We start from the raw sequence: 21,837 nt of genomic DNA on the forward strand, positions 1-21,837 counted from the left end.
AATTTAAAAATCAAAACCTAGGTTAAATGTAATTCTTGCACCTTCATTACCACCAAAAACGCCCAAACTTGTTGTTAGCATATTAGCTGCATTTAAAAATATTCCACCACCAATTGCAGTGTTAGGTTTACTAGATTGCTGTGGTAATATGGTTAAAGATGTTGGTGTACCCCAAACTTTTCCGTAATCGAAACCACTATAAATACCAATATTAATTGGTAAAATGGCGGTTCTTAAGTTGCTAATATTATAACGAATATCTGTAGTGTGATAAAAAGAGTTTTTCCCTGTAAAACGTTCATTTCTATAGCCACGTAAACCTTCATTACCACCAATAGTTGCTCCTTGATAAAATTCAAAATCGTTGCCAAAAATAAAATGCCCATCAACTTTAGAGGCCAAAACTAATTTGCCATTTGGTATTAATTTATGCGTAATTCCTAAAGAAGTTGTTGCATAAGAAAAGTTACTCGCTTTATCTAAGTTAGCGGTATGCCCTATTAAAGCATTAAATTCTACTCCTAAAGTAGGAAATGCAGGATTGTCTGAATGTTGGTAATAATAACTTGCCTCTGTATTAAAAAAGTTTTCAGCTTTAAAAATATCGTTTCCTGCAGCATATTGTGTTTCTAGAAATCTACCTGTTGTTCTTTCTACATCAAAACTTTGAAAGTTTGCTGAAACAGTAAATTTAGCACCAAGTTCACCTCTCCACTTTAAAAATGTACCTGCTTGTATTTTTCTTATTTTAACTCGGTTATAATCTTTACTTACCGTTTCATCTGCTTCTAGGTTTATAGAGCTGTTTCCAAAACCAAAAAAGTTTTTAGCGTAGTTAGGGCTATTAAATACAGCATTAAAACCTAAGTTAAAACGATCTAGAATATTTGCATACTCGCCATCATATTTTAATTCATAACCGTTTGTAGCGAAGAAGTAAGAAGCCTGAATAACGTGTTTTCTAGTAAACGGATTTCTCTCAAAACCATTTACAATGATTGTGTTTTTAAGACCAACTTTAATTCCATCATCTGGGTTGTAACCAATAGCAGGTGAAATTAAGTTACCAGTACTTCTTAATTTTTTATAATCGTAAGTATTTGTTTGGTAATCATCTGTTATTTTTTTCTTGAAATTATTTGTTATGAAAGTGTTTTTTTTAGATTTGTAATCATATACCTTAATATGTTTTGGAGAATTTATTTCATAAATATCATTATTTAAACCACCAATCAATTTTATTTTAATGGGTGTTATTCCAGGTGATCCATTTACAACAAAACGATCATCATCATCTAAACCATAAATCCAAATATTCTTAGTAATACTTCTTTTGTAGCGCCTTTTATGAAAAACATATCCTTTTTTACCATCTTTAATTCTGTATCCTGTAATTTCTGTGTCTCCATTTATAAAACGATTAATTTCAAACCAATCATCCTTATTAGTTCCTGTAATTACTTGAAACTTGTTTAAGTAAGAAAAATAAGAATCAGAAATTTTTTGAAGATTGCTTCTTCTTCCTTTTAATTTTCTTTTAATATCTGTAATTGTTTGATCTCTAACTTCTTTAGGGAACTTAGAAAAGGCACTTTCTATTACTTCATCTGTTATCTGACTTTGAATAATATTTACCTGTTTGTCCCAATTTTCTTTAGAAGATTTTTTTATTAATCTCATGTCTAAAGGGTATGCTGATAAACTAAAATGTTGCGGACTTTTTAAATCTTCTTCATAAGAACGCATACCTTTTAAAGCGGGAATTATACTTGTAATTGTATTCATTAAAAAACCATCACTAAATACAGAAAAAGCTTGATCTCTATCTCTAGGAACAGGCCTGTATACTATTTTATTTCCTTCTTTAAATGTTGCCCATCTCCATTGGTCTTGGTGTCTGTCCCAATCTCCAATTAACATATCAAACAATCTAGCCCTAATATAAGAAGCCTCGTCTAAAATATATTTTTCATCTTTTGCTAAGTTTTTTCTTAAATCATCTGTACTAATAATTTCATCAGAAAAACCAAAATATTTTTTATCTCCATGCCCATCTGCAGTTCTTGCTTCAATCATATATAATTCGTCTCCAAAATCTGTATTAAATTCCTTTAAGCCAGCTTGTTTAGGAACATAAAAAAGTATTGGTTTAGTATGATAAACATCTATTGCATCTGCTAATTTATCAATAGCAAAAGGTGCATAAGGGTAAGAGCCTGTAAAAACATCTAAAAGTAAATCTTCTGTATAAGTTTTGTTGAATTGCCCTTCTACGTATTGATCTTTAAAGGCAACAGCTTGTAAATACTGTACCGCATTTTTACGTAAAGCTCGCATTACATATTCTTTACCGTTTTTATCTTTTAAACGCAATGATTTAGATTGATGTCCGCCACCTTTTCTAACCGGTTTTAAACCACCGTACAAAGTATCTAAGTTTACAGTTGGAGCTAAAATTTTTTGACCAAAATATTTACGATATCTTTTTCCCCAAAGAAAACTATAGAACTTTCCCTTGTCTACTTCTTTAGCTGTATAAATTCCTGCTGCTTTTTCTGTAAGTTTAGCATTCGGAAAATTATTAAATTCTATAATACTATCCTTTTTAAAAACATTGGCATCAAAGACTATTTTACGTTCTTCTGCGGAATAAAAATGAACAGTTGAAGCACCGTCCTTATAAATATCTAATCTAGCAAAACCAGGAGTTCCGTATGAGAAAATACCACCATTTACATTTTTTGTAGCAGAAATTTTAGAGCCAGAACCACTTACAATTTGCGGAATATTATCTTGTACAATGTATTGTAAACTATGTTCATGACCAGAGACAAAAATTATTTTCTCATTCTGTTGCGCTAAACTGATAATGCGTTTTCTTAAATGATTATATTTTTCATTTTGTTGATCTGTATTAGTAACACCAGAAGTTTTTCTTAAAATATTTAAAGCGGTACCAAAGAAAGGTAAAGGTTTCATATGACTTTTAAAAGAGTAATAACCACCATGAGGTCCGTTTGTAAACATTGGATGGTGTAACGCAATTAACGTAGTTTTACCTTGAGATTTTTTTAAAAGGCCCTCAAATTCTTCAAAGAATTTATCACGTGTTTTAATTTCACAATTATCGTTAATACCCGGGTGATTGTCCCAGTTTGTAACATACCAATGTGTATCTACAACAATAATATTTATATCGTCGTTCACTTCAATTTTCTCTAAAGGGCAACCTTTTTCTGGTAAAAAAGTATTTTTACCTAATGCTTTTTCAACTAATTTTTCTTGTCTTTTTAAGCCTTCTAAACCACTATACCAATCATGGTTTCCTGGAATAAAAAAAGTGTTTCCTGGAAATTTCTTGCCAATATCTGTTTGAACTTTTAATCTGTGTTTTGCTAATTCGTAAGTTTTAGAATTTTCTTCTGGAATTCCTTTTTGATATACATTGTCTCCTAAAAAGATTAATGTAGCGTTTTTCTTTGCAGATTTAATTTCTTGTTCTAAATAAGAAATTGCAGAATCTTTTTTATTTAAATCAGAGTTACCAGCATCACCAATTAAATAAAAAGAGTGTAGAACTTTTGAAGTATCTTTTCTAGAAATATATTTATGATTCTCTTTAACCTGCATCTTAATTGTTGCGCAGGCAGATAATAAAATAATAGTGGTAAGAATGAAAAGGATTTGTTTTATGAAATTCATGCTGTAAAAATAACTATTTTAAAATAGATTTTTTAAAGAGTTCTAAGTCTTCTTCAGTATCTATATCTATAAAATTTGTTTGTCTATCTAAAGAGATAACATCTTTGTTCTTATTTAAAATATCTTTTGCACCAAAGTCTCCAGACATTTTTTTTAATTTTGAAAAATAACGTTTTGGAAAAATTGCAGGAACCCCCATTTTTTTACCATAATTAGATGCTATTATCTTTGATTTATCTTTAGAAGATAATACTAACATAGCATTTAAATACTCTTTTTCTATGGCAGGTTGGTCTCCTAAAAGAACTAGAATGGCATCATAATTTTCAAGTTTCATTTCTATTTTAGAAACTCCTGAAACAATGCTAGAACTTAAACCTTCTTTAAAATTAGAATTATAAATAAAGTGAATGTTAGGTGAAGATATTTCTCTTCTAATTAGCGGGTAATTTGCGCCTAAAACACAGTAAACATGATTTCTGTTTATCTCCTTTGCTTTTGACAAGACAGTTTCTAATAAAAAATTAGTTCCAATTTTAACCAATTGTTTAGGTGTCTTCATTCTAGAAGATTTACCAGCTGCTAAGACTAAAACGGCAATATTATTCATTTTAATTATCTATTTTCCCTTGTAATTCTCGCAAAGAAAAGGATTCTTTTTTTCTAATAACAGAAAGAATTTCTGCAATAATTGAAATTGCAATTTCTTCGGGTGTTTTTGCACCAATATGTAAACCAGCAGGAGTATAAACAATATCTAAAAATTCTTCTGTTGTTTCCGGAGCAAAGTCAAATAAAGCATTAAAAAGTTTTTCTCGCCTATTTGGTGCTCCTAAAATACCAATATATTTTGGTGTATGTTTAGATAATTGTACTAAGTATTTTAAATCTTGTACATAGCTGTGGTTCATTAATACAATGGCTGTATCTTCTTCGATATTATTAAATTGAATTGTTTCGGGCGTTTCACCATAAACGGCACTTGCTCCAGGGAAATCAGATTTTAATTTAGAATCTTTTGCAGCAGTAATAACGTCTATCTCCCAACCTAAATTAGAAGCTATTTTACATAATTTTACAGCATCATGTTCACCTCCAATAATTAATAATTTAAATAAAGGTTTTAAATTCTGAGTAAAAACGGTCTCATTGTTTAATGTTTCTATACTTAAGGAATTAGATAGTGTAAACTGTTCTGTGTTTTTAAATGTAATAATAGAACCATAGTTTCCAATGGCTTCATCTTGTTTTTTAAAATAAGAATTAATATTTACAGTTTCTCTATTTTCTAAAGCGAATAAAAAAGAGTGTAAAAAAGAGTCTGTAATAATAAAAGGTTCAATTAAAATATATAAAATTCCTTCGCAGCCTAGTCTATATCTACCATCATAGGTAATTACTTTAGCCTTATTATCTGTAAAAACAGATTGTGCGCGTCTAATAATCTCCTTTTCAACACAACCACCACTTACAGCACCTATGTAAGAATTGTTATTAGAAATTAACATTCTAACACCTGGTTTTCTGTAAGAAGAACCATCTAAATCAACCACAGTTACCAAGACGTTTTTAATGCCTTTGTTTTGGTTTATAATTGCTTTTTGAATAATTTCTTTAAGTTCGTGCAACATTTAAAAATGGTAAAATTTAACTTATAAATATAAAAAGTTTAAAGTTAAGATTTATAACTTGTTTTGCAAGTTTCACATTGATAAGTATCTGCATTTATTACAATACCACTAATATTACTTTCTACAATTTTATTAATAAAATTATTATAGGTTTGGTCATTACTAACCAGTTTATTTCCTTTATTTTGTTTGTAAAAATCTCCTTCCCATTCTTGTTTTCCCCAACAATTTGGGCAAATTCCAACTGGTGCTTTCTTACTTGTATTTCCTTCGACTTTAGCTGTAAAGTAAGTTTTAATGCTTTCTATAATATTCATATAATACATGTTTTAAGATTAAGCTAATTCTGTTTCGATAATAATTTTACTTTGTAGTGTTTTATGAACAGGACATTTTGCTGCAATTTCTTTTAAACGCTGTCTTTGTTTTTCATCTAAATTACCTATAAACTTTAATTTCTTTTTTAAATGATCGAAACGAGTTGGTGTATCTACAGCAATATCTAAATCGTCACTATGTTTTTTAGAATAAGTAATATAGACAAAGACTTCTTGTAAATCCCATTTTTTACGTTCGGCATACATTTTTAAAGTCATTACAGTACAAGCAGCTAAACCTGCGCTTAAAAAATCATACGGAGAAGGGCCAAAATCGTCACCACCAACACTTTCAGGTTCATCTGCAATAAAAGAATGCTTTTTAGTCTGAATTGATGTTGTAAAATTATCTTCTAACAAGTTTAAATGCCCAACTAATTGTTCACCTTCAGTAGAAATCATTTTGTTTTCTTCTTGCTCAAAATAACGCTCCACCCAAGTACCAATCATCTTACCCACGTAAATGCTGTCTTTTGGTCTCGATAATAAATGATCTGCATCATCTAAACTAACAAAACTCTTTGGATGAATTGCATTATGATAAATTTCGTGCGCATTTTCTATACCAACCACTTTATCAAAAGGAGCATGCATTACTAAAAGAGGTTTTCTTAAATCTTTTATAATTTCTGGTAAATCTGTTTTACTAAAATCATTTACAAATTCTTGATTTATTTTAAAAGGACGACCACCAATTTTTACTTCTACTTCGCCTTTTTCTGGAATATCATCTATTCCGTGAGAAAACAAATGTGTTACGTGCCCAACAGTTGCAGGCGCACCAACAGTTGCTACAGCTTTTACATTTTCTAATTTAGAAGCCGCTACAATAACTGCTGCTCCTCCCAAAGAATGACCTACCAATAAAGAAGGTGCTTTGTAGTTTTTTTCTAAGAATTCACTTACGTCTAACAAATCTTCTACGTTTGCAGAAAAATGACTTTCAGCAAATTCGCCTTCACTTCTTCCTAAACCTGTAAAATCGAAACGTAAAACACCAAAGCCATGATTAGATAAAGAACGACTGATGTTTTTTACCGCATTAAAATTACTGTTGCAAGAAAAACAGTGTGCAAAAATGGCAAAGTGATTCGGTTTTTGGTTTGCAGGTAATTCTAAATACGCTTGTAGTTTTAAGCCTTTTCTATTTTCAATCTCTAATCTAACAGTATTCATTACTTTTTTATTTTTTAAGTAGTCGGAATAAGGTGAAGAACTTTACGTTTGTCTATGTTTTTAGAGAATTTTTGTAATAATAGTCTCAGTTTTGGATTAATATACGTTTTACAAAAAGGTTTATTAGGGTTCGATTGATAATAATTCTGAAACTCTTCTGAAGAAGGTTTAAAACCTTTAAATTCTAATGTTTTTGTAATTATTTTATCATTGAAGCTTTCTTGAAATTTTTCTATTAATTGCAAAGTTGCTTCTTTTTGTTGTTGTGTAAAATAATAAATAGCAGAACGATATTTAGTTCTCATAGAATGATTGCTTGTACTTTTATGCGTTAATAAATGGATTTCTATCAACGTTTTTAAAGCAATTTTTTCTGTATTAAAATGAATAATTACCGCTTCAGAAAACGTGTTGTTTTTTTGTGTAGATGAAACCCAACCTTGTTCTACTTTTTCTACACCAATTAAAGTTTGAAAAACGGCTTCTGTACACCAATGACAACCACCACCAAAAGCAATTTTGGTTAATTCCATGTTAACTGCTTTCGTTCTTTCCAATAAGCTTCAGGAGAAATTTTTAAAGCATTTAGAATTTCAATTTCATTATTAGAAAGAGAAAACGTATTAATTTTTAAGTTTTCTTTTAATTGATTACTGTTGCTTGCACCACTTAAAACAATACTTCCCGGAATTGTTTGCTCGCAATATTTTAAAGAAATAGCATCTACACCAACGTTGTGTTTTTTAGCTAAGTTTTCTAAAGTTGTATACATTTTATTGTAATTCGGGTAGTTCTCATTCTTAAAAAATCGTCCGTTTGCCAAGGCTTCTTTAATAACAATCGATTTATTTTTATTGATTAATTCCTCAGAAATTTCTTGTAAACTTTGATCTAGAAAATTATAAGTTATTTGAAATACATCAAAAATAGATTCGTTATCAACTAAAATATTTAAAGCTTTCCTTATTACTTCAACTTGGTTTGTTCCTGTTGTTGTTAGTCCAATTTTTAAATTATGTTCCTTTTTTAAAAATGCTAAATGTTCTAAGACTTGGGTGTTTTCTAAAACACCAGTTTCTAAAGTTGCAGAATGAATTTGATACACTTTTAAGTAGGGTAGAAGCTGTTTAGAAAAAGTCCATTGCTCCTTTAATTTAGCTAAACTATGTTCTTTTATTTCGTGCACCGTTGCATTTGTATCAAAATTTGCAGTGTATGTATAACCCCATTTTGTGGCAACTTCAATAGAATTATCTTTTTTAGTTTGCAACCATTCTAACAATAATTCTTCTGCCAAACCATAACCAGGAGCCGTATCAAAATAGCGGATTCCTAAATTATACGCTTCTTCTAAAACGTTAAAACTTTGTTTTTTAAATTCTGATAAGTTTGAATTGTCACAATTTTCTGTACGAACATTAATATATTGTGGTCTACCTAAAGCTGCGGTTCCTAATCCTAATTTCATTTTTGTGTTATTTTAAGAGACCTCACAGGTTTTTAAAACTTGTGAGGTCTTAATATTCTAAAAAATTTTATGAACTACAAGATAACATAGAGCAACCTACTTTATTCCTTGCCCATTCTGGTCTTTTTGCAAACCATTTCTCGCTTTCTGGTTGTTCTGCATATGGTTTTTTTAAGAGCTGAAATAATTGATCAATTAAAGTATAATTTCCTTTATCTGCTTCATCAATTGCCATTTGAGACATATAGTTTCTAAGCACATATTTAGGATTTACTAAATCCATTTGTTCTTTTCTTTCTTCGGATGAAATTCGTTCTATAGCAAGTCTATCTGTATATTTTGTAAACCACAAGTTCCATCTACTTTCTACTTCTTCAGAAATGTTTTCTAAATCGTAAAAAGCATCTTCTATCAATTTAAAAGCGGTTGTTTCATCAATAAAACGACTTAAATTTCTAAAGAAAATTGTCATGTCTGTTTCTACCAATTGTAAATTATCTTCTAATTCTTGTATCAATTTTAAATCATCTTCATCCGAAGAAACTAAACCTAATTTAGATTTCATCATCTTTAAAGATTGGGTTTCAAAATCGATTTTATACTGCTCTAAAATGGCGTTTAAAGGCTCTACTTCTTCAATAATTGGATACAAAGCATTTGCCAATTGATACAAATTCCACAACCCAATGTTTGGCTGATTTCCGTATCTATAACGTTTGTGTTGTCTGTCGGTTGTATTTGGTGTCCAACCAAAATCGAAACCTTCTAACCATCCGTAAGGTCCAAAATCAATTGTTAAACCTAAGATAGACATATTATCGGTATTCATTACTCCGTGTACAAAACCGACACGTTGCCAGTCGATAATCATTTTTAAAGTACGCTCAGAAACTTCATTAAAAAAGTTGATATAACTTTCTTTTGATGGTTCTCCTAAATGTGGAAAATGGTGTTTGATTGTATAATCTACTATACCTTTTAAATTCTCTACATCTTTTCTTGCTGAGAAAATTTCGAAGCTACCAAAACGTAAAAAACTTGGCGAAATTCTAGAAACAATTGCCCCTTTTTCATATGCCGGATTTCCATCGTATAAAATATCTCGTAAAACAGTATCACCAGATAAACTTAAAGACAAAGATCTTGTGGTTGGTACGTTTAAATGAAACATAGCTTCTGCACATAAATATTCTCTAACAGAAGAACGTAAAACAGCTAAACCATCTGCAGTTCTAGAGTACGGCGTTTCACCAGAGCCTTTTAATTGTACTTTCCAATTTTTATTTTGATGTTCTACTTCAAATAAATTAATAGCTCTTCCGTCTCCTAATTGTCCTGCCCAATTGCCAAATTGATGTCCGCCATAACACATTGCAAAAGGCTTTGTATTCGGATAAATCTCGTTTCCGGTAACAATTTTTTTAAAGAATTCAGATTTTGTTTCTACTTCAGAAATACCCAACTCAGCAGCCATTTCTGGTGAAACGTGTAAAACTTCTGGTTTGGCAGTTTTCTTAGGTTCTGCAAAAGAATAAGCAGCATTTTCTACTTGTCTTCTTGAGTTTTCTAAATTAGAATCTAACGGCAATTCTTTGGTAAAAGTGTCTTTTATATTTAAGTTCATCATAATGTGTCAATCCATTTTAAAAGGTCTTTGTTAGAAGGATTTCTTAATTTTTTATTATTAATTGTAAGTGTAGGAAAATTTAGTTTTCTATTCTCATACAAGTTACGCAATTCCGCTGCATTCAACTCAGACTTTTCTATATCTAAAAACGCGTAATCTAAATTACGCGTTTCTAAAAATGTTTTATAATATTTAGTTTTATGGCAGCTTTCTGTGCCAAATAATTTTATCATTTTAATTACTAGAAATTCGTTTCTACTTGTTTAGAAATAAGTAGGGTTAGTTTAATTTATCTGCATGTAATTTTCTCAATTTAGCTAATTTGGGTTCTATGACAAATGTACAATAGCCTTGGCCATTGTTATTTTTGTAAAAATCTTGATGCTCTTGAGTTGCCTTATAAAAAATAGGTAAAATACTTAACTCTGTTACAATTGCGTCGTTAAAATAAGCTTGCATTTGCTTTAAAATTTCTGCGGCAATTTTTTGCTGATTTTCATCATGATAAAAAATTACAGATCTGTATTGAGTTCCTTTATCTGCTCCTTGCTGGTTTAAGGTTGTAGGATCGTGCGTTGTCATAAAAATAACTAAAATATCTTCGTAAGAAATTACATTAGCATCATAAGTTATTTGAATTACTTCTGCATGACCTGTTAAACCAGAACAAATCTCTCTATAGGTTGGTTCTCCAGGGACATTGCCGCCAGCATAACCAGAAATCACTTTTTCTACACCTTTTACTTCTTGAAACACAGCTTCTGTGCACCAAAAACATCCACCTCCTAAAGTGGCAATTTGTATGTCTTTATTCATTTTTAAGAATTCTCTTTATCTAATTTCATAGATTCAGAATTTATACAATAACGCAAACCGCTTGGTTCTGGTCCATCAGGAAAAATATGACCCAAATGTGCATCACATGTATTACACATAACTTCAACTCTAACCATACCAAAAGAAACATCTTTGTGATATTTAATGGCGTTTTCTCTAATTGGTTGTGTAAAACTTGGCCAACCAGAACTAGACTCGAATTTTATGGTAGAATCAAATAAAGGCGTGTTGCAACAAACACAATTATACAAACCTTCATCATAAATAGAACATAACTCTCCTGTATGAGGTCTTTCTGTGCCTTTTTTTCTTGTAATTCTAAACTGTTCTGGCGTTAAAATAGTTTCCCATTCTTCTTCAGATTTTTCAACTCTTTTTTCTGGAGTTGGATTTCCCTTTGCCGTAAAACTGATAATTTCTTTCCAAGTAAGCATGTTTATTTTTCTTTCTTTTTTAATTGTTAATGGTCTTTTATTAGACGAAAAACGTACCTTCAGCTTACAAATAAATAAATTTTGCAATTGCTGAAAGCAATACTTAAATTTACGACAAAATTTATAGAAAAGGAAACCATTATTAATTGTTTATTTTTGTTTAAAATTATTCCATGAGCGCACTAATTATTGAAGTAGAAAAATTTGTTTTTAGTTTTTTGAGCAAAAATATACATTCAAACTACGTATACCATAACCTTGCACATACTCAAAGAGTTGTTGAGAGGTCTAAGGAAATTGCAGAAACTTTAGAGCTTGATACTAATGCATTAGAAGATTTAGAAATAGCAGCTTGGTTTCATGATACTGGTTACATTGAAGGTTCTAAAAATCACGAAGAAAAAAGTGTGCAAATTGCTACTGAATTTTTAAAAGCTAAAAATTTATCAGAAGAAAGAATTGATAATATTGGTACAATAATTAAGGCAACAGAAGTAAACCACGTACCAAAAAATATTTTGGAACAAATTATTAGAGATGCAGATTGTGCGCATTTGGCATCTAAGAACTTTTTAGATTTTGCTTCTTTATTAAGAAAAGAATGGGAATTGTCTCTAGATAAAATTTATACACAGTCGGAGTGGATTGAGCTAAATTTATCTTTCTTAACACAGAAACATAGGTATTATACAGATTTTGCTTTAAAGAATTGGAGTAAGGGGAAAGAGAAGAATTTGGCGAAACTTTTAAAAAATCAGAAAAAATTAAAAAGCGAGAATAAGAAATTTAATCAGAAAGAAATTGCTTTAGATTTAAAGAAAAATAAAAGTGAAGTACCAGAACGTGGTGTAGAAACAATGTTTAGAATTGCTTTAAAAAACCATATGACTTTAAGTAATATAGCAGATACAAAAGCCAATATTTTACTTTCTGTAAATGCCATTATTGTTTCTTTAGCTTTGTCTAATTTATTACCAAAATTAGATAATCCTTCTAATGCACATTTATTAGTACCAACCATAATTTTTGTAGCTTTTACAGTTGCTTCTATTGTGTTATCTATTTTGGCAACAAGACCAAATGTTACAGAAGGTAAATTTAATAAGGAAGATGTAGCTAATAAAAAAGTAAATTTATTGTTCTTCGGAAACTTTCACCAAATGAAATTAGATGATTTCGAATGGGGAATTTCTGAAATGATGGTAGATAGAGATTACTTATACGGTTCTTTAACTAAAGATTTATACTTTTTAGGTTTGGTTTTAAATAGAAAATACAAAATACTAAGACTTACATATACCGTTTTTATGATTGGTATTATTGTTAGTGTTTTAGCTTTTGCAATTTCTTTTAATTATAAAGTAATGCCGCTTTAAGCTTCAATTTCTTTTAGTAAATCGTTTAAAGTAATTGTTTTTTTTTCGTCAAAATCTTTTTGATAAATAACTTCTACTCGCAATGATTTTAAACCAGAAACTCCTTGTAAATCTTCTAATTCTAAAAATTCAATTTTACCTAATTGTTTTCTAGATTGCAAGAAGTTTATATACTTTATGTACTCTAAAGCATCTTTGTCTTGAGAATAAATAATAGCAATTTTACCAGGTTGCGTTATTCTTTCTTGGGTTCCTTTAATGTTAGCTTTGTCTATTCTTTTTTTAATTATTTCATAACGAATATTATAAGCACCATCAACATCAAATTGTTTCTCGTCCATTCTAAATTTAATTGCCATAGGATTGCTATGAACTAAGACTAGAGAAGCTACTCTTAAGTTATGAGGCATTGTACCTGCTAAAGCATAAGCAATGTTTTCCATTTCGCACATGGTTTGTAATTGCCATAAACGTAAGTTATAAAGGTAAATACTGTCGAAAGAATTCTTTTTAGTAATAGATTCACCGATGTACATATTAAACTCAACACCATCAGTTTTGTAGCGTTCAAAATAATGAGGATACATCTTTTGAGCATCTTTTTGTTTGTTGTCTATATATTTAGAAAGTTTTTCATTAATAAGGTTTACACTTTTTTCGTAATCTTTTCTTTTTTCATAAACAACATTTAAATCTGTATCTAAACGATTCATGTATATACTTACCTTTTTAGAAAGGTCTGCGTTTATGTCTTTTATATGATTAAAAACAGGGTAAATTTCTCGTTGTAAAAAGTCTACAATATTAATTTCGTCACCAGCATTTAAATCTGCTTTAACTTCTTTTAAGTAGCTTGAAACACGGTACATTAACTCATTGTAAATGGGTAATTTTTCTGTCTTACAAGCGTCTTTTAAAACAGATATTGCTAAAGTTAATTGCGTTACTAAATCTTCTTTTATTGCAGTGTTTCTTGCATCTGAAGAACCTTTTATATCACTTTGCCCAAATAAAGGGTACACATCTTTAAAAACAATTTCATCTAATTTTGCGTTGTCGTTTGTTTGAGATTCTATGTGATATTTCTCTGCGGCTTCATAAAAACGCCACTTTACAGAATTGTGAATTGCTGTATAATTTTCTTGAATAGTTGCTTCTAAAACATTCTGTCTTTCTTCCGAAGTTCTTTTTACAGCAGCCTCGAAAACAGGTATTATGTCTTTTAATTTGTTAATATTAACAGAATTTAAATCATATGCTTTTGGTGAAGCAATTTCTAGTAATGCTAAATCTCCGCTTTTTGTAGCTTTAATTGGTATTAATATAATGCTTTGTATTCCGCTATTATATAAATTTTGATAAAAAAGATTTTTATCTGTGCTTTTACCATATTCTTCGATGTCTGAGATTACAAAAGTCTCGTGATCTACAAACACTTTTTGCATTATGCCTTCACAAAAATAGTTTGACGAACAGTTAATTTCTTCTTTATTATTTAAAATAATACTGTTAGATTTATTTACAATTGTTTCACAAATCTTGTCATTTAAGTTATCGAAAATAGAATATCCTAGTTTTAGATTTTTAATAGCATAGAAATCTCTTAAGTTGTTCTGAAGCTTAAATATTAAATTATCATCACTAGCTAATAGATTTGCTTTTATAGAAGATAACATTTCTTCTGAAGTAACATCAAATAAATTAATAATACCAAACCCTTTAAAAATATAACTATTTACAGGAAATTTTTCTTTCCACAAATCTATATTGTCAAAGTTATTTAATAGTTCTCTAAAATCTTCTTTAGTAATTTTGGGTGCGTTTTCTGTTGGAATAATATCAGAGAAATCTCCATTAAAAGCAGCTCTATAATACTTCATTGTTCCAGTATTTTTGTCTGGTATGTCGAAGTAAAAAGGTCTTTTTATATCTATATTATAACCATAGACAAAACTTAAAATAAAAGTACACGCTAATACATACATGCTTTCACCTTCGAAATTTCTTACGGTAAACTCATAATCGTCGCCTGCGTTACTTAAAATATTTTTAAAACGATCTGTAAATTTAAATGAAGTAAAAGAAAAAGGAATACTGGCAGCTTTTATTTCGTTTAATTGCAGCGGTTCTGGAAATAATGGTTCTAATAATAAGTTTATTTCGTATTCATACTTGTGAAGTAAAGAATAGTCAGAAAAGCCATCAATTAACTCTGGGTGTTGTTCAAAAAGTTTTACCATTTCTAAAGCAGAACTATGAAATGGGTGCTGCTTGTATTCTATATTCGTGTATTTTTCAAAAACATTAAAAACCTTTCGAAAAGAAATATATAGCTGTAGTGGTAATTCAACTTCGTTTATTAAACTCGATTCTAGAATTTTCATTGTTTAAAATTTAATGTACAAATTTACAAAATTGTAATTTGATAGTCCTTTTTAAAGTATAAACCTTTCATTTTATACTTTAAAAGTACAAAATGAAAGGCTTATAATAATATGGTAATAGAAAATTAATTCTTATTTCTGTCTAAAATAGATTGTAATTGGTACACCAGAAAAATCGTACATGTCTCTTAATTTATTCTCTAAGAAACGTCTGTAAGGATCTCTAACATATTGCGGTAAATTACAGAAAAACGCAAATTGAGGCGTTAATGTAGGTAATTGCATACAATATTTAATCTTTACAAATTTTCCTTTAATAGCTGGTGGCGGGTAGCTTTTAATAACGTCTAACATTACATCATTTAATTTACTTGTAGATATTTTGAATTTTCTTCTTTCAAAAACCTCTACAGCAGATTCAATGGCTTTGTAAATACGTTGTTTAGTTAATACAGAAGTAAAAACAATTGGCACATCTGTAAATGGTTCGATTTGTTTTCTAACCATTGCTTCAAAATCTCGCATCGTGTTCGTTTCTTTCTCAACTAAATCCCATTTATTAATTAAGATAATAACTCCTTTTCTGTTTTTCTCTGCTAACCAAAATATATTTTGATCTTGCCCTTCAAAACCACGAGTTGCATCTACTACTAATATAATAACATCTGCATATTCAATAGAACGAACTGCACGCATTACAGAATAGAATTCTAAATCTTCTTTAACTTTAGATTTTTTTCTAATTCCAGCAGTATCTACTAAATTAAAATCAAATCCAAAACGATTGTATTTTGTGTCAATAGAATCTCTTGTTGTTCCTGCAATATCAGTAACAATATTTCTGTCATTACCAATTAAAGCATTTATAAAAGAAGATTTCCCTGCATTAGGTCTTCCAACTACAGCAAATCTTGGTAAATCTACTTTTTCTAAATCTACTTCTTCTGGTTCTGGCATTTTAAGAGCAATTGCATCTAATAAATCTCCAGTTCCACTTCCGTTAATAGAAGAAATTGTGTGGTATTCACCTAAACCTAAATTATAAAATTCAACAGCATTTGCATCTCGCATTGCATTATCAACTTTATTTACAGTAACAAAAATTGGTTTTTTTACTTTTCGTAAAATTTTAGCAACTTCTGCATCCATTGGTGTAATACCTTCTTCAACATCTACAACAAATACAATAATATCTGCTTCTTCTATTGCTAAAGCTACTTGTTTTCTAATCTCTTCTTCAAAAATATCATCAGAACCAATACTGTAACCACCTGTATCTATTACAGAAAATTCTTTTCCATTCCAGTCAGATTTTCCATAATGTCTGTCTCTTGTAACTCCACTAACAGAATCTACAATAGCGTCTCTTCTCTGTACCAATCTGTTAAAAAGTGTCGACTTTCCTACATTTGGTCTTCCTACGATGGCAACAATACTATTCATTTGTATTCAAATTTTTTGCAAAGATACAATTTAAGCTTGTAAGAAAGATACTAAAAAAGAAGTCTTTAATAAAGATGTTTTTTTGCTGTTTTTAGAGGTTGTGTAATATTTAATTACTTATTATTGAGTGTTTTAATTATTATTTATTTGAGAAAGGAATTTTTTTATTACATTTAAATAAATAATAATTTCTATTTAATGGCTGTAAAAGAAAAAAGAAATAGCGATGTCTTTTTAAGACCAAGATTTTCTATTGATTTAAAAGAGAGTTCTTCTGTTGTTTTAAATCGTTTTTCTAAAGTATTAAACAAAGAGAAAACTAGTTTTAGAGGTAATGTAGTAGATGCGCATGTTTTTATTTCCGTTTCTAAGAAAGTAGAACATTTTTGGTCTCCTCAATTACACTTAGAAATTATAGAAACTTCAGAACAAAAGTCTGAGTTGAAAGGTCTTTTTGGACCTAAACCACAGGTATGGACGCTCTTTATGTTTATACATTTTGTAATAGGAATTTCTTTTTTAGGGTTTTGTGTGTTATTGTACACAAGAATTTCCTTAAAAGAATCTCTTTTTTTTCCATTAATAATGATGATTTTTTTGCCTTTAATCTGGTGTTTATTATATTTTCTAGGTAAAATAGGTAAAGATGTAGGAAAATCTCAAATGCAAGACTTACACGATTTTATGATAGAAAATATATAGAAGTATATTTTACGCTAAAAAAAAAGCATAACTAATTAGTTATGCTTTTTTACTTATTTCTGATTATACCCAAATCGTTTTAGCTGAATCTTATCACTACGCCAGTTCTTATTTACTTTTACATATAGTTCTATAAAAACTTTCTTTTCAAAGAATTTTTCTAAGTCTTTTCTTGCTTCTGCACCAACTCTTTTAAGAGCAGAGCCTTTGTGTCCAATAATAATTCCTTTTTGTGTTTCTCTTTCTACCATAATTATAGAACGAATTCTAACAATAGTTTCTTCCTCTACAAACTCTTCTGTTTCTACTTCTACAGAGTAAGGAATTTCTTTCTTATAATGAATTAGAATTTTTTCTCTAATCTTTTCATTTACAAAAAAACGTTCTGGTTTATCTGTTAATTGATCTTTCGGATAAAACGCAGGTCCTTCAGGTAATAATTCTTTAATTTTATCTGAAACAGCATCAACATTAAATTTTTCTAAGGCAGAAATTACAAATACCTCAGCATTTGGAACTTTATTTTTCCAGTATTCAATTTTTTCTTCAACTTCATCTTGAGAAGATTTATCAATTTTGTTTAATAGTAAAATAACAGGTATCTCACTATTAATTATTCTATGAAAAAAAGCTTCATTTTTTAATTCTTTTTCGCCAACCTCTACCATATAGATTAGAATATCTGCATCTTCGAAGGCAGATTTTACAAAATCCATCATAGAAGATTGTAATTCATAAGCAGGTTTTATAATTCCTGGAGTATCAGAAAATACAATTTGATAATCATCTTCATTTACAATTCCTAAGATTCTATGCCTCGTAGTCTGTGCTTTAGCTGTAATAATAGATAGTTTTTCACCTACTAATGCATTCATTAATGTTGATTTACCTACGTTAGGATTTCCTATAATATTTACAAAACCTGCTTTATGTGTCATGCTGCAAAGGTAATTCCTTTTTATATTTGATTAGAATTTAGAGTATTAAAAAATAATTAAAAAATAAACGAAAAAAAGTTTGGTCAGTTGTTTAGTTTAGTTGTATCTTTGCAGTCGGAAATAACGTATCGAGTTTATGAGTCGAAAGTTAAAAGCTAAGTCGTTATTTTTGAAATTACAACGCGGGATAGAGCAGTAGGTAGCTCGTCGGGCTCATAACCCGAAGGTCACTGGTTCGAGTCCAGTTCCCGCTACTAGGTTAACTCCAATTAAATCAACGGTTCGTGTCTTACGAACCGTTTTTTTATGTCCTTAAATTCCTTACTTTTACTTGCCGTACACAAAAACGTACACGTTTTGCCTATGAAGTTGAATTATTCTGAACCAAAAATTTACACTGGAGGTGTCGATATTTCTTCTTGGTCTAAGCTCTCTTTAAAAGAGAAAAAAGCAGCTCTACAAAAACCTTGGTATGTCTATTTTTCTTACAGAGATCCAAAAACAAATACATTAAAAAGACAGCCAAATATTAAAGCTGGCGTAAATAAATTAAAAACAAAAAGAGAACGTTATTCTTTTTTAAGGACAATGCAAAAAGCTCTTTTGCAATTATTAGAATATGGTTTTAATCCTTACGAAGATAATAGTGCTTTAGAAGCATCTATTTTTAGCCCTGAGACAAAGCCTCTAAAGAAACCAGATGTAAGAATATCTACTATAGAAGTTAGTGAGGAGATAGTAAAAGTTGAATTAAAAAAAGAGAATTCCAATAAAGAAGAGCCTATTAAAACCACAATTAAGGATGCTATTAAACTAACGCTTGATTTAAAAGTAAACATGATGAATAAAAATTCATTTGTTCAATTTAATAGTAGGATAAAGCTTTTTGAAAAATGGTTGCAGAAAAAGGGGTATTATGAAAATTTTATTGATTTTATAAGTAAAAGAATTGTTGTTGATTATTTAAATGACGTTTTAATAAGAACAAGTGCAAGAAATCGAAATAATTCAAGAACAGATATTGCTTCTATGTACCAATTATTAGAGGATAATGAAATTATTGAGCACAATTTTGTGAGAAAGATTTCTGTATTAAAATCTACTCCAATAAGAAATAAAACATATACACCAAAACAAGAGAAGGCGATAAATGAGTATTTACAAAAGAATGATCCTCATTTATTCCTTTTTACAAAATTTATATCATACAGTATTTTAAGACCTATCGAAATTTGTAGATTAAAAGTCGAAGATGTTGATGTAGAGGATAAAAAACTGTACATAAAGGCTAAAAATAAACCTGTTCAAATTAAAATAATACCAGAAATTTTGTTGAATCTGCTTCCTGATTTATCAAAACTAGATCCAAAAGCCTTCTTATTTGGTAGGTATGAAATTGGTGCCTCGTGGGAAGCAGAAGAAACGAATAAAAGAAATGAATTCTCTGCAAGATTTAAAAAAGTAAAAGATCATTTAAATTTGGGGCAGGAATATGGAATGTATGGTCTTAAACATACATATATGACAAAGTTATATCGTAAATTTAGAGAAACAATGTCGTCTCACGAAGCTAAAGGTAAATTAATGACCATTTCTGGCCACTCAACAATGGTTGCCTTAGAAAAATATCTTAGGGATATTGATGCAGAATTGCCACAAGATTACTCTAGTTTTTTAAAATAGAATTTTTAGAACCCATATTTATTCAACAATATCCATTCGTAACCGTGCATATCCTTTCGTATCCTTTGCTATCCGAAAATTTTAATTAAGTATTAATTACGTTAGCGTCATAATATGGATGCGAATGTAGTTTTTCAGATAGCCAAAGCTCTTACAATTGAAGAGCAAAGAAAACTATTGACCAAACTAAAAAAAGATCTTGATATTCATATTGTAAAGAAAAAACCACCAATTCTAGATAAACAAGATGCTATAAACTATCTATTAAAAGCGGTTTTCAATAAAAAGTAATGAATTGTACGTTAACCGTACGTAAAATTAACGCAAGAATGGAAAATAGAAACTACAGATGTAATTATTGTAAAAAGGAGTATATACCTAAAAGAAGAAGTGTTCAAAAATTTTGTAGTAGCAGTTGTCGTGTAGGTTTTTTTAAATTACAAAAGAAAAGTTCTATGAATAATTCTGAGTTATCTAGTCTAAGAAAAAAACCTAAAAAGCAAACAGTGGAGGATATGAGTATAGCGGGGGTTGGTAACGCTGCTCTTGGAACTCTTGCTGTAAATACAATAACAAGCATTTTTACAAAAGAAGAAAATAAACCTGCTACAAAGGGAGATTTACAGAAATTAAGTTTAAAATTAAATAGATATCAAGATATTAGAAACTTATCTAATAATGAACTAGGTAAAAAACCTTTCTATGACACAGAGCTTAATATTTTAGTCTATTTATAAAATTGATTATTTTAAACGGCCATATAAATCTAGCGAAGCTGAACAAATAATTCTTAAATGACTTTTTTTCAGAATGGATAAAGAGTAAGAAGTTGGCTTTAATTATTATCTGTAATAAATTACCAAAACAAAGTTTAACAATCGTAAAATCTGGTTTGCCATATAATGACACTCACCTGTCGGTTTTATCTAAATAACTAGTGTTTACATAAAAAAATAAAAACTCAAAATACTAATTAATAGAATTATGAGCCTAGAATAATAATGCAGAAATTTAATGAAGAAAAGAGTTGGTTTTTAGCTCAGTTCTTTGTTAGCACCAGTTTTTATTCACATTTTGTTTCTATATAATCCTCTTTTTGTTCATTATATTCAAGACATTTTTGTTCTATTAAAACCATTTCATTATTTACTACTTTATAAGTAGCATTCATATGATTTCTACCTGCACAACATTGATTATGTTCATAAATTAGTTTTGATTCATTGTCAAAGTTTAATGAAGTTCCACTAAAGTTGCTTATTTGATATTTTTCAGAATTTGTATTTCTCAAAATATAGATGCTAGAAGTATTTGGACCAGCATAACTAGATTCAAAAATAGAAAAATCTTCTATTCCGTCAAAATTATAATCTCCAATGCTAACATTATCTATTCCGAATAATTGACAATCTAGTTCTATGGTTTGTATTAACCTGTCTGTCTTTTTATGAAATATTTTAACACCTGATATTCTTCCGTAGAGTTGTCCTTTTTCTTTTGTAATTATGGTTTTAAAATAATGTTCTTTTGTAGATTTTGATTGAATAAATTCTTTAGATATCCACTCAATTTTATCACCATAATTAATATCAAAATCTTTTTTTAATGAAATTTGATAGGTTTTTGATTTGTCATCACTAACCCATTTACCATTAATTATTTCATTATTTTCGGTAAAGTTTTTAAAAGTCAAAGTAGCAGATTTTTTTCCGGTATTATCTTTTTCAAAAAGCTTTAATTCACCATTTTTTAAATTTCCATTTATTGTGATAGGTGTATCAAATTTGTCATAAACATAGTAGGCAAGTGAAACTCCATCGCTATAATGATACATAATTAATTTTATTGGATATTTTCCTAAATTACCAGAATAACTCGATTGACTTTTTACAGTAAATGAAGTTAATATTAAAAATAGTAAAAATGTTATTCTCATTTTTTTTGTATTATACTGATATAGGTTGACCTTTTTTTAGGTTAATTTATACCGTTCAAACTTTTTTTTTAGTCGTTTAGAAGGCAAAAAATATTTTGAACTAGTTTTGTTTTTAAATTGTTA

The 21,837-nt window shown here is 29.2% G+C and carries 19 protein-coding genes and 1 tRNA gene; 5 read left to right on the forward strand and 15 right to left on the reverse strand.

What is annotated here, in order from left to right; translation table 11 throughout:
* Nucleotides 1-3: 3 nt before the first annotated feature.
* From SHK09_RS14665 to msrB, 11 genes are all read right to left on the reverse strand, one after another.
* Nucleotides 4-3,702: a metallophosphoesterase gene (locus tag SHK09_RS14665; RefSeq protein ID WP_319811538.1), complete on the reverse strand. Its 3,699-nt coding sequence runs from the start codon at nt 3,700-3,702 to the stop codon at nt 4-6.
* Nucleotides 3,703-3,715: 13 nt separating this feature from the next.
* Nucleotides 3,716-4,312, reverse strand: a complete 597-nt coding sequence (locus SHK09_RS14670) for a nucleotidyltransferase family protein (RefSeq protein WP_319811539.1) — start codon at nt 4,310-4,312, stop codon at nt 3,716-3,718.
* A 1-nt stretch (nt 4,313) separates the two neighbouring features.
* Entirely contained in the window at nt 4,314-5,333 is a 1,020-nt protein-coding gene (locus SHK09_RS14675) for an XdhC family protein (RefSeq protein WP_319811540.1), read from the reverse strand.
* Nucleotides 5,334-5,377: 44 nt separating this feature from the next.
* On the reverse strand, nt 5,378-5,650 hold the full coding sequence (locus tag SHK09_RS14680) for a hypothetical protein (RefSeq protein WP_319811541.1): 273 nt from the start codon (nt 5,648-5,650) through the stop codon (nt 5,378-5,380).
* 18 nt (nt 5,651-5,668) lie between these two features.
* Complete coding sequence (locus tag SHK09_RS14685) at nt 5,669-6,886, reverse strand: bifunctional alpha/beta hydrolase/OsmC family protein (protein ID WP_319811542.1); 1,218 nt, start codon at nt 6,884-6,886, stop codon at nt 5,669-5,671.
* A 14-nt stretch (nt 6,887-6,900) separates the two neighbouring features.
* Nucleotides 6,901-7,419, reverse strand: coding sequence for a peptide-methionine (S)-S-oxide reductase (locus SHK09_RS14690; protein ID WP_319811543.1), 519 nt, complete (start codon nt 7,417-7,419; stop codon nt 6,901-6,903).
* Complete coding sequence (locus SHK09_RS14695; protein ID WP_319811544.1) at nt 7,410-8,354, reverse strand: aldo/keto reductase; 945 nt, start codon at nt 8,352-8,354, stop codon at nt 7,410-7,412. The genes SHK09_RS14690 and SHK09_RS14695 overlap by 10 nt, the downstream gene beginning before the upstream one ends.
* A 67-nt stretch (nt 8,355-8,421) precedes the next feature.
* Nucleotides 8,422-9,978 (reverse strand): protein adenylyltransferase SelO, encoded by a 1,557-nt coding sequence (locus SHK09_RS14700; RefSeq protein ID WP_319811555.1) that lies wholly within the window; start codon nt 9,976-9,978, stop codon nt 8,422-8,424.
* The gene (locus SHK09_RS14705; protein WP_319811545.1) at nt 9,978-10,214 is read right to left on the reverse strand and encodes a glutaredoxin family protein; all 237 of its coding nucleotides are present in this window, start codon (nt 10,212-10,214) and stop codon (nt 9,978-9,980) included. The genes SHK09_RS14700 and SHK09_RS14705 overlap by 1 nt, the downstream gene beginning before the upstream one ends.
* Before the next feature lie 46 nt (nt 10,215-10,260).
* A complete protein-coding gene (gene msrA / locus SHK09_RS14710) occupies nt 10,261-10,797 on the reverse strand; it encodes a peptide-methionine (S)-S-oxide reductase MsrA (RefSeq protein WP_319811546.1) in 537 nt (178 codons plus the stop codon).
* Between the two features lie 2 nt (nt 10,798-10,799).
* On the reverse strand, nt 10,800-11,252 hold the full coding sequence (gene msrB, locus SHK09_RS14715) for a peptide-methionine (R)-S-oxide reductase MsrB (protein WP_319811556.1): 453 nt from the start codon (nt 11,250-11,252) through the stop codon (nt 10,800-10,802).
* A 173-nt stretch (nt 11,253-11,425) separates the two neighbouring features.
* Between msrB and SHK09_RS14720 the strand changes: the two genes are divergently transcribed.
* Nucleotides 11,426-12,628: a Pycsar system effector family protein gene (locus SHK09_RS14720; RefSeq protein WP_319811547.1), complete on the forward strand. Its 1,203-nt coding sequence runs from the start codon at nt 11,426-11,428 to the stop codon at nt 12,626-12,628.
* On the opposite strand, the gene SHK09_RS14725 is transcribed toward SHK09_RS14720, so the two are convergent.
* Nucleotides 12,625-15,012: a GAF domain-containing protein gene (locus tag SHK09_RS14725; RefSeq protein ID WP_319811548.1), complete on the reverse strand. Its 2,388-nt coding sequence runs from the start codon at nt 15,010-15,012 to the stop codon at nt 12,625-12,627. The two genes, SHK09_RS14720 and SHK09_RS14725, sit on opposite strands and share 4 nt — an antisense overlap.
* Before the next feature lie 132 nt (nt 15,013-15,144).
* On the reverse strand, nt 15,145-16,455 hold the full coding sequence (der, locus tag SHK09_RS14730; protein WP_319811549.1) for a ribosome biogenesis GTPase Der: 1,311 nt from the start codon (nt 16,453-16,455) through the stop codon (nt 15,145-15,147).
* 198 nt (nt 16,456-16,653) lie between these two features.
* Between der and SHK09_RS14735 the strand changes: the two genes are divergently transcribed.
* The gene (locus SHK09_RS14735) at nt 16,654-17,157 is read left to right on the forward strand and encodes a GTP-binding protein (protein WP_319811550.1); all 504 of its coding nucleotides are present in this window, start codon (nt 16,654-16,656) and stop codon (nt 17,155-17,157) included.
* Nucleotides 17,158-17,210: 53 nt separating this feature from the next.
* Here SHK09_RS14735 and era read toward each other — a convergent pair whose 3' ends face one another.
* The gene (gene era, locus SHK09_RS14740) at nt 17,211-18,095 is read right to left on the reverse strand and encodes a GTPase Era (protein ID WP_319811551.1); all 885 of its coding nucleotides are present in this window, start codon (nt 18,093-18,095) and stop codon (nt 17,211-17,213) included.
* A 181-nt stretch (nt 18,096-18,276) separates the two neighbouring features.
* Between era and SHK09_RS14745 the strand changes: the two genes are divergently transcribed.
* The 3 genes from SHK09_RS14745 to SHK09_RS14755 all read left to right on the forward strand — a co-directional run bounded on the left by SHK09_RS14745 (nt 18,277) and on the right by SHK09_RS14755 (nt 20,515).
* Nucleotides 18,277-18,349 (forward strand) — tRNA-Met (locus SHK09_RS14745).
* 109 nt (nt 18,350-18,458) lie between these two features.
* Nucleotides 18,459-19,778, forward strand: coding sequence for a tyrosine-type recombinase/integrase (locus SHK09_RS14750; RefSeq protein ID WP_319811552.1), 1,320 nt, complete (start codon nt 18,459-18,461; stop codon nt 19,776-19,778).
* Nucleotides 19,779-20,233: 455 nt separating this feature from the next.
* Nucleotides 20,234-20,515: a hypothetical protein gene (locus SHK09_RS14755; RefSeq protein WP_319811553.1), complete on the forward strand. Its 282-nt coding sequence runs from the start codon at nt 20,234-20,236 to the stop codon at nt 20,513-20,515.
* Nucleotides 20,516-20,841: 326 nt separating this feature from the next.
* Here the strand turns inward: SHK09_RS14755 and SHK09_RS14760 are convergent, their stop codons facing one another.
* The gene (locus SHK09_RS14760) at nt 20,842-21,714 is read right to left on the reverse strand and encodes an XAC2610-related protein (protein ID WP_319811554.1); all 873 of its coding nucleotides are present in this window, start codon (nt 21,712-21,714) and stop codon (nt 20,842-20,844) included.
* Between the last annotated feature and the right edge of the window lie 123 nt (nt 21,715-21,837).

Origin of the sequence: Polaribacter sp. PL03, from assembly GCF_033875165.1 — a bacterium.
Lineage (GTDB): Bacteria > Bacteroidota > Bacteroidia > Flavobacteriales > Flavobacteriaceae > Polaribacter.

Coding starts and splice junctions, on each gene's coding strand:
- SHK09_RS14665 (WP_319811538.1), bottom strand. CDS start 3,702: ATGAATTTCATAAAACAAATCCTTTTCATTCTTACCACTATTATTTTA.
- SHK09_RS14670 (WP_319811539.1), bottom strand. CDS start 4,312: ATGAATAATATTGCCGTTTTAGTCTTAGCAGCTGGTAAATCTTCTAGA.
- SHK09_RS14675 (WP_319811540.1), bottom strand. CDS start 5,333: ATGTTGCACGAACTTAAAGAAATTATTCAAAAAGCAATTATAAACCAA.
- SHK09_RS14680 (WP_319811541.1), bottom strand. CDS start 5,650: ATGAATATTATAGAAAGCATTAAAACTTACTTTACAGCTAAAGTCGAA.
- SHK09_RS14685 (WP_319811542.1), bottom strand. CDS start 6,886: ATGAATACTGTTAGATTAGAGATTGAAAATAGAAAAGGCTTAAAACTA.
- SHK09_RS14690 (WP_319811543.1), bottom strand. CDS start 7,419: ATGGAATTAACCAAAATTGCTTTTGGTGGTGGTTGTCATTGGTGTACA.
- SHK09_RS14695 (WP_319811544.1), bottom strand. CDS start 8,354: ATGAAATTAGGATTAGGAACCGCAGCTTTAGGTAGACCACAATATATT.
- SHK09_RS14700 (WP_319811555.1), bottom strand. CDS start 9,978: ATGAACTTAAATATAAAAGACACTTTTACCAAAGAATTGCCGTTAGAT.
- SHK09_RS14705 (WP_319811545.1), bottom strand. CDS start 10,214: ATGATAAAATTATTTGGCACAGAAAGCTGCCATAAAACTAAATATTAT.
- msrA (WP_319811546.1), bottom strand. CDS start 10,797: ATGAATAAAGACATACAAATTGCCACTTTAGGAGGTGGATGTTTTTGG.
- msrB (WP_319811556.1), bottom strand. CDS start 11,252: ATGCTTACTTGGAAAGAAATTATCAGTTTTACGGCAAAGGGAAATCCA.
- SHK09_RS14720 (WP_319811547.1), top strand. CDS start 11,426: ATGAGCGCACTAATTATTGAAGTAGAAAAATTTGTTTTTAGTTTTTTG.
- SHK09_RS14725 (WP_319811548.1), bottom strand. CDS start 15,012: ATGAAAATTCTAGAATCGAGTTTAATAAACGAAGTTGAATTACCACTA.
- der (WP_319811549.1), bottom strand. CDS start 16,455: ATGAATAGTATTGTTGCCATCGTAGGAAGACCAAATGTAGGAAAGTCG.
- SHK09_RS14735 (WP_319811550.1), top strand. CDS start 16,654: ATGGCTGTAAAAGAAAAAAGAAATAGCGATGTCTTTTTAAGACCAAGA.
- era (WP_319811551.1), bottom strand. CDS start 18,095: ATGACACATAAAGCAGGTTTTGTAAATATTATAGGAAATCCTAACGTA.
- SHK09_RS14750 (WP_319811552.1), top strand. CDS start 18,459: ATGAAGTTGAATTATTCTGAACCAAAAATTTACACTGGAGGTGTCGAT.
- SHK09_RS14755 (WP_319811553.1), top strand. CDS start 20,234: ATGAATAATTCTGAGTTATCTAGTCTAAGAAAAAAACCTAAAAAGCAA.
- SHK09_RS14760 (WP_319811554.1), bottom strand. CDS start 21,714: ATGAGAATAACATTTTTACTATTTTTAATATTAACTTCATTTACTGTA.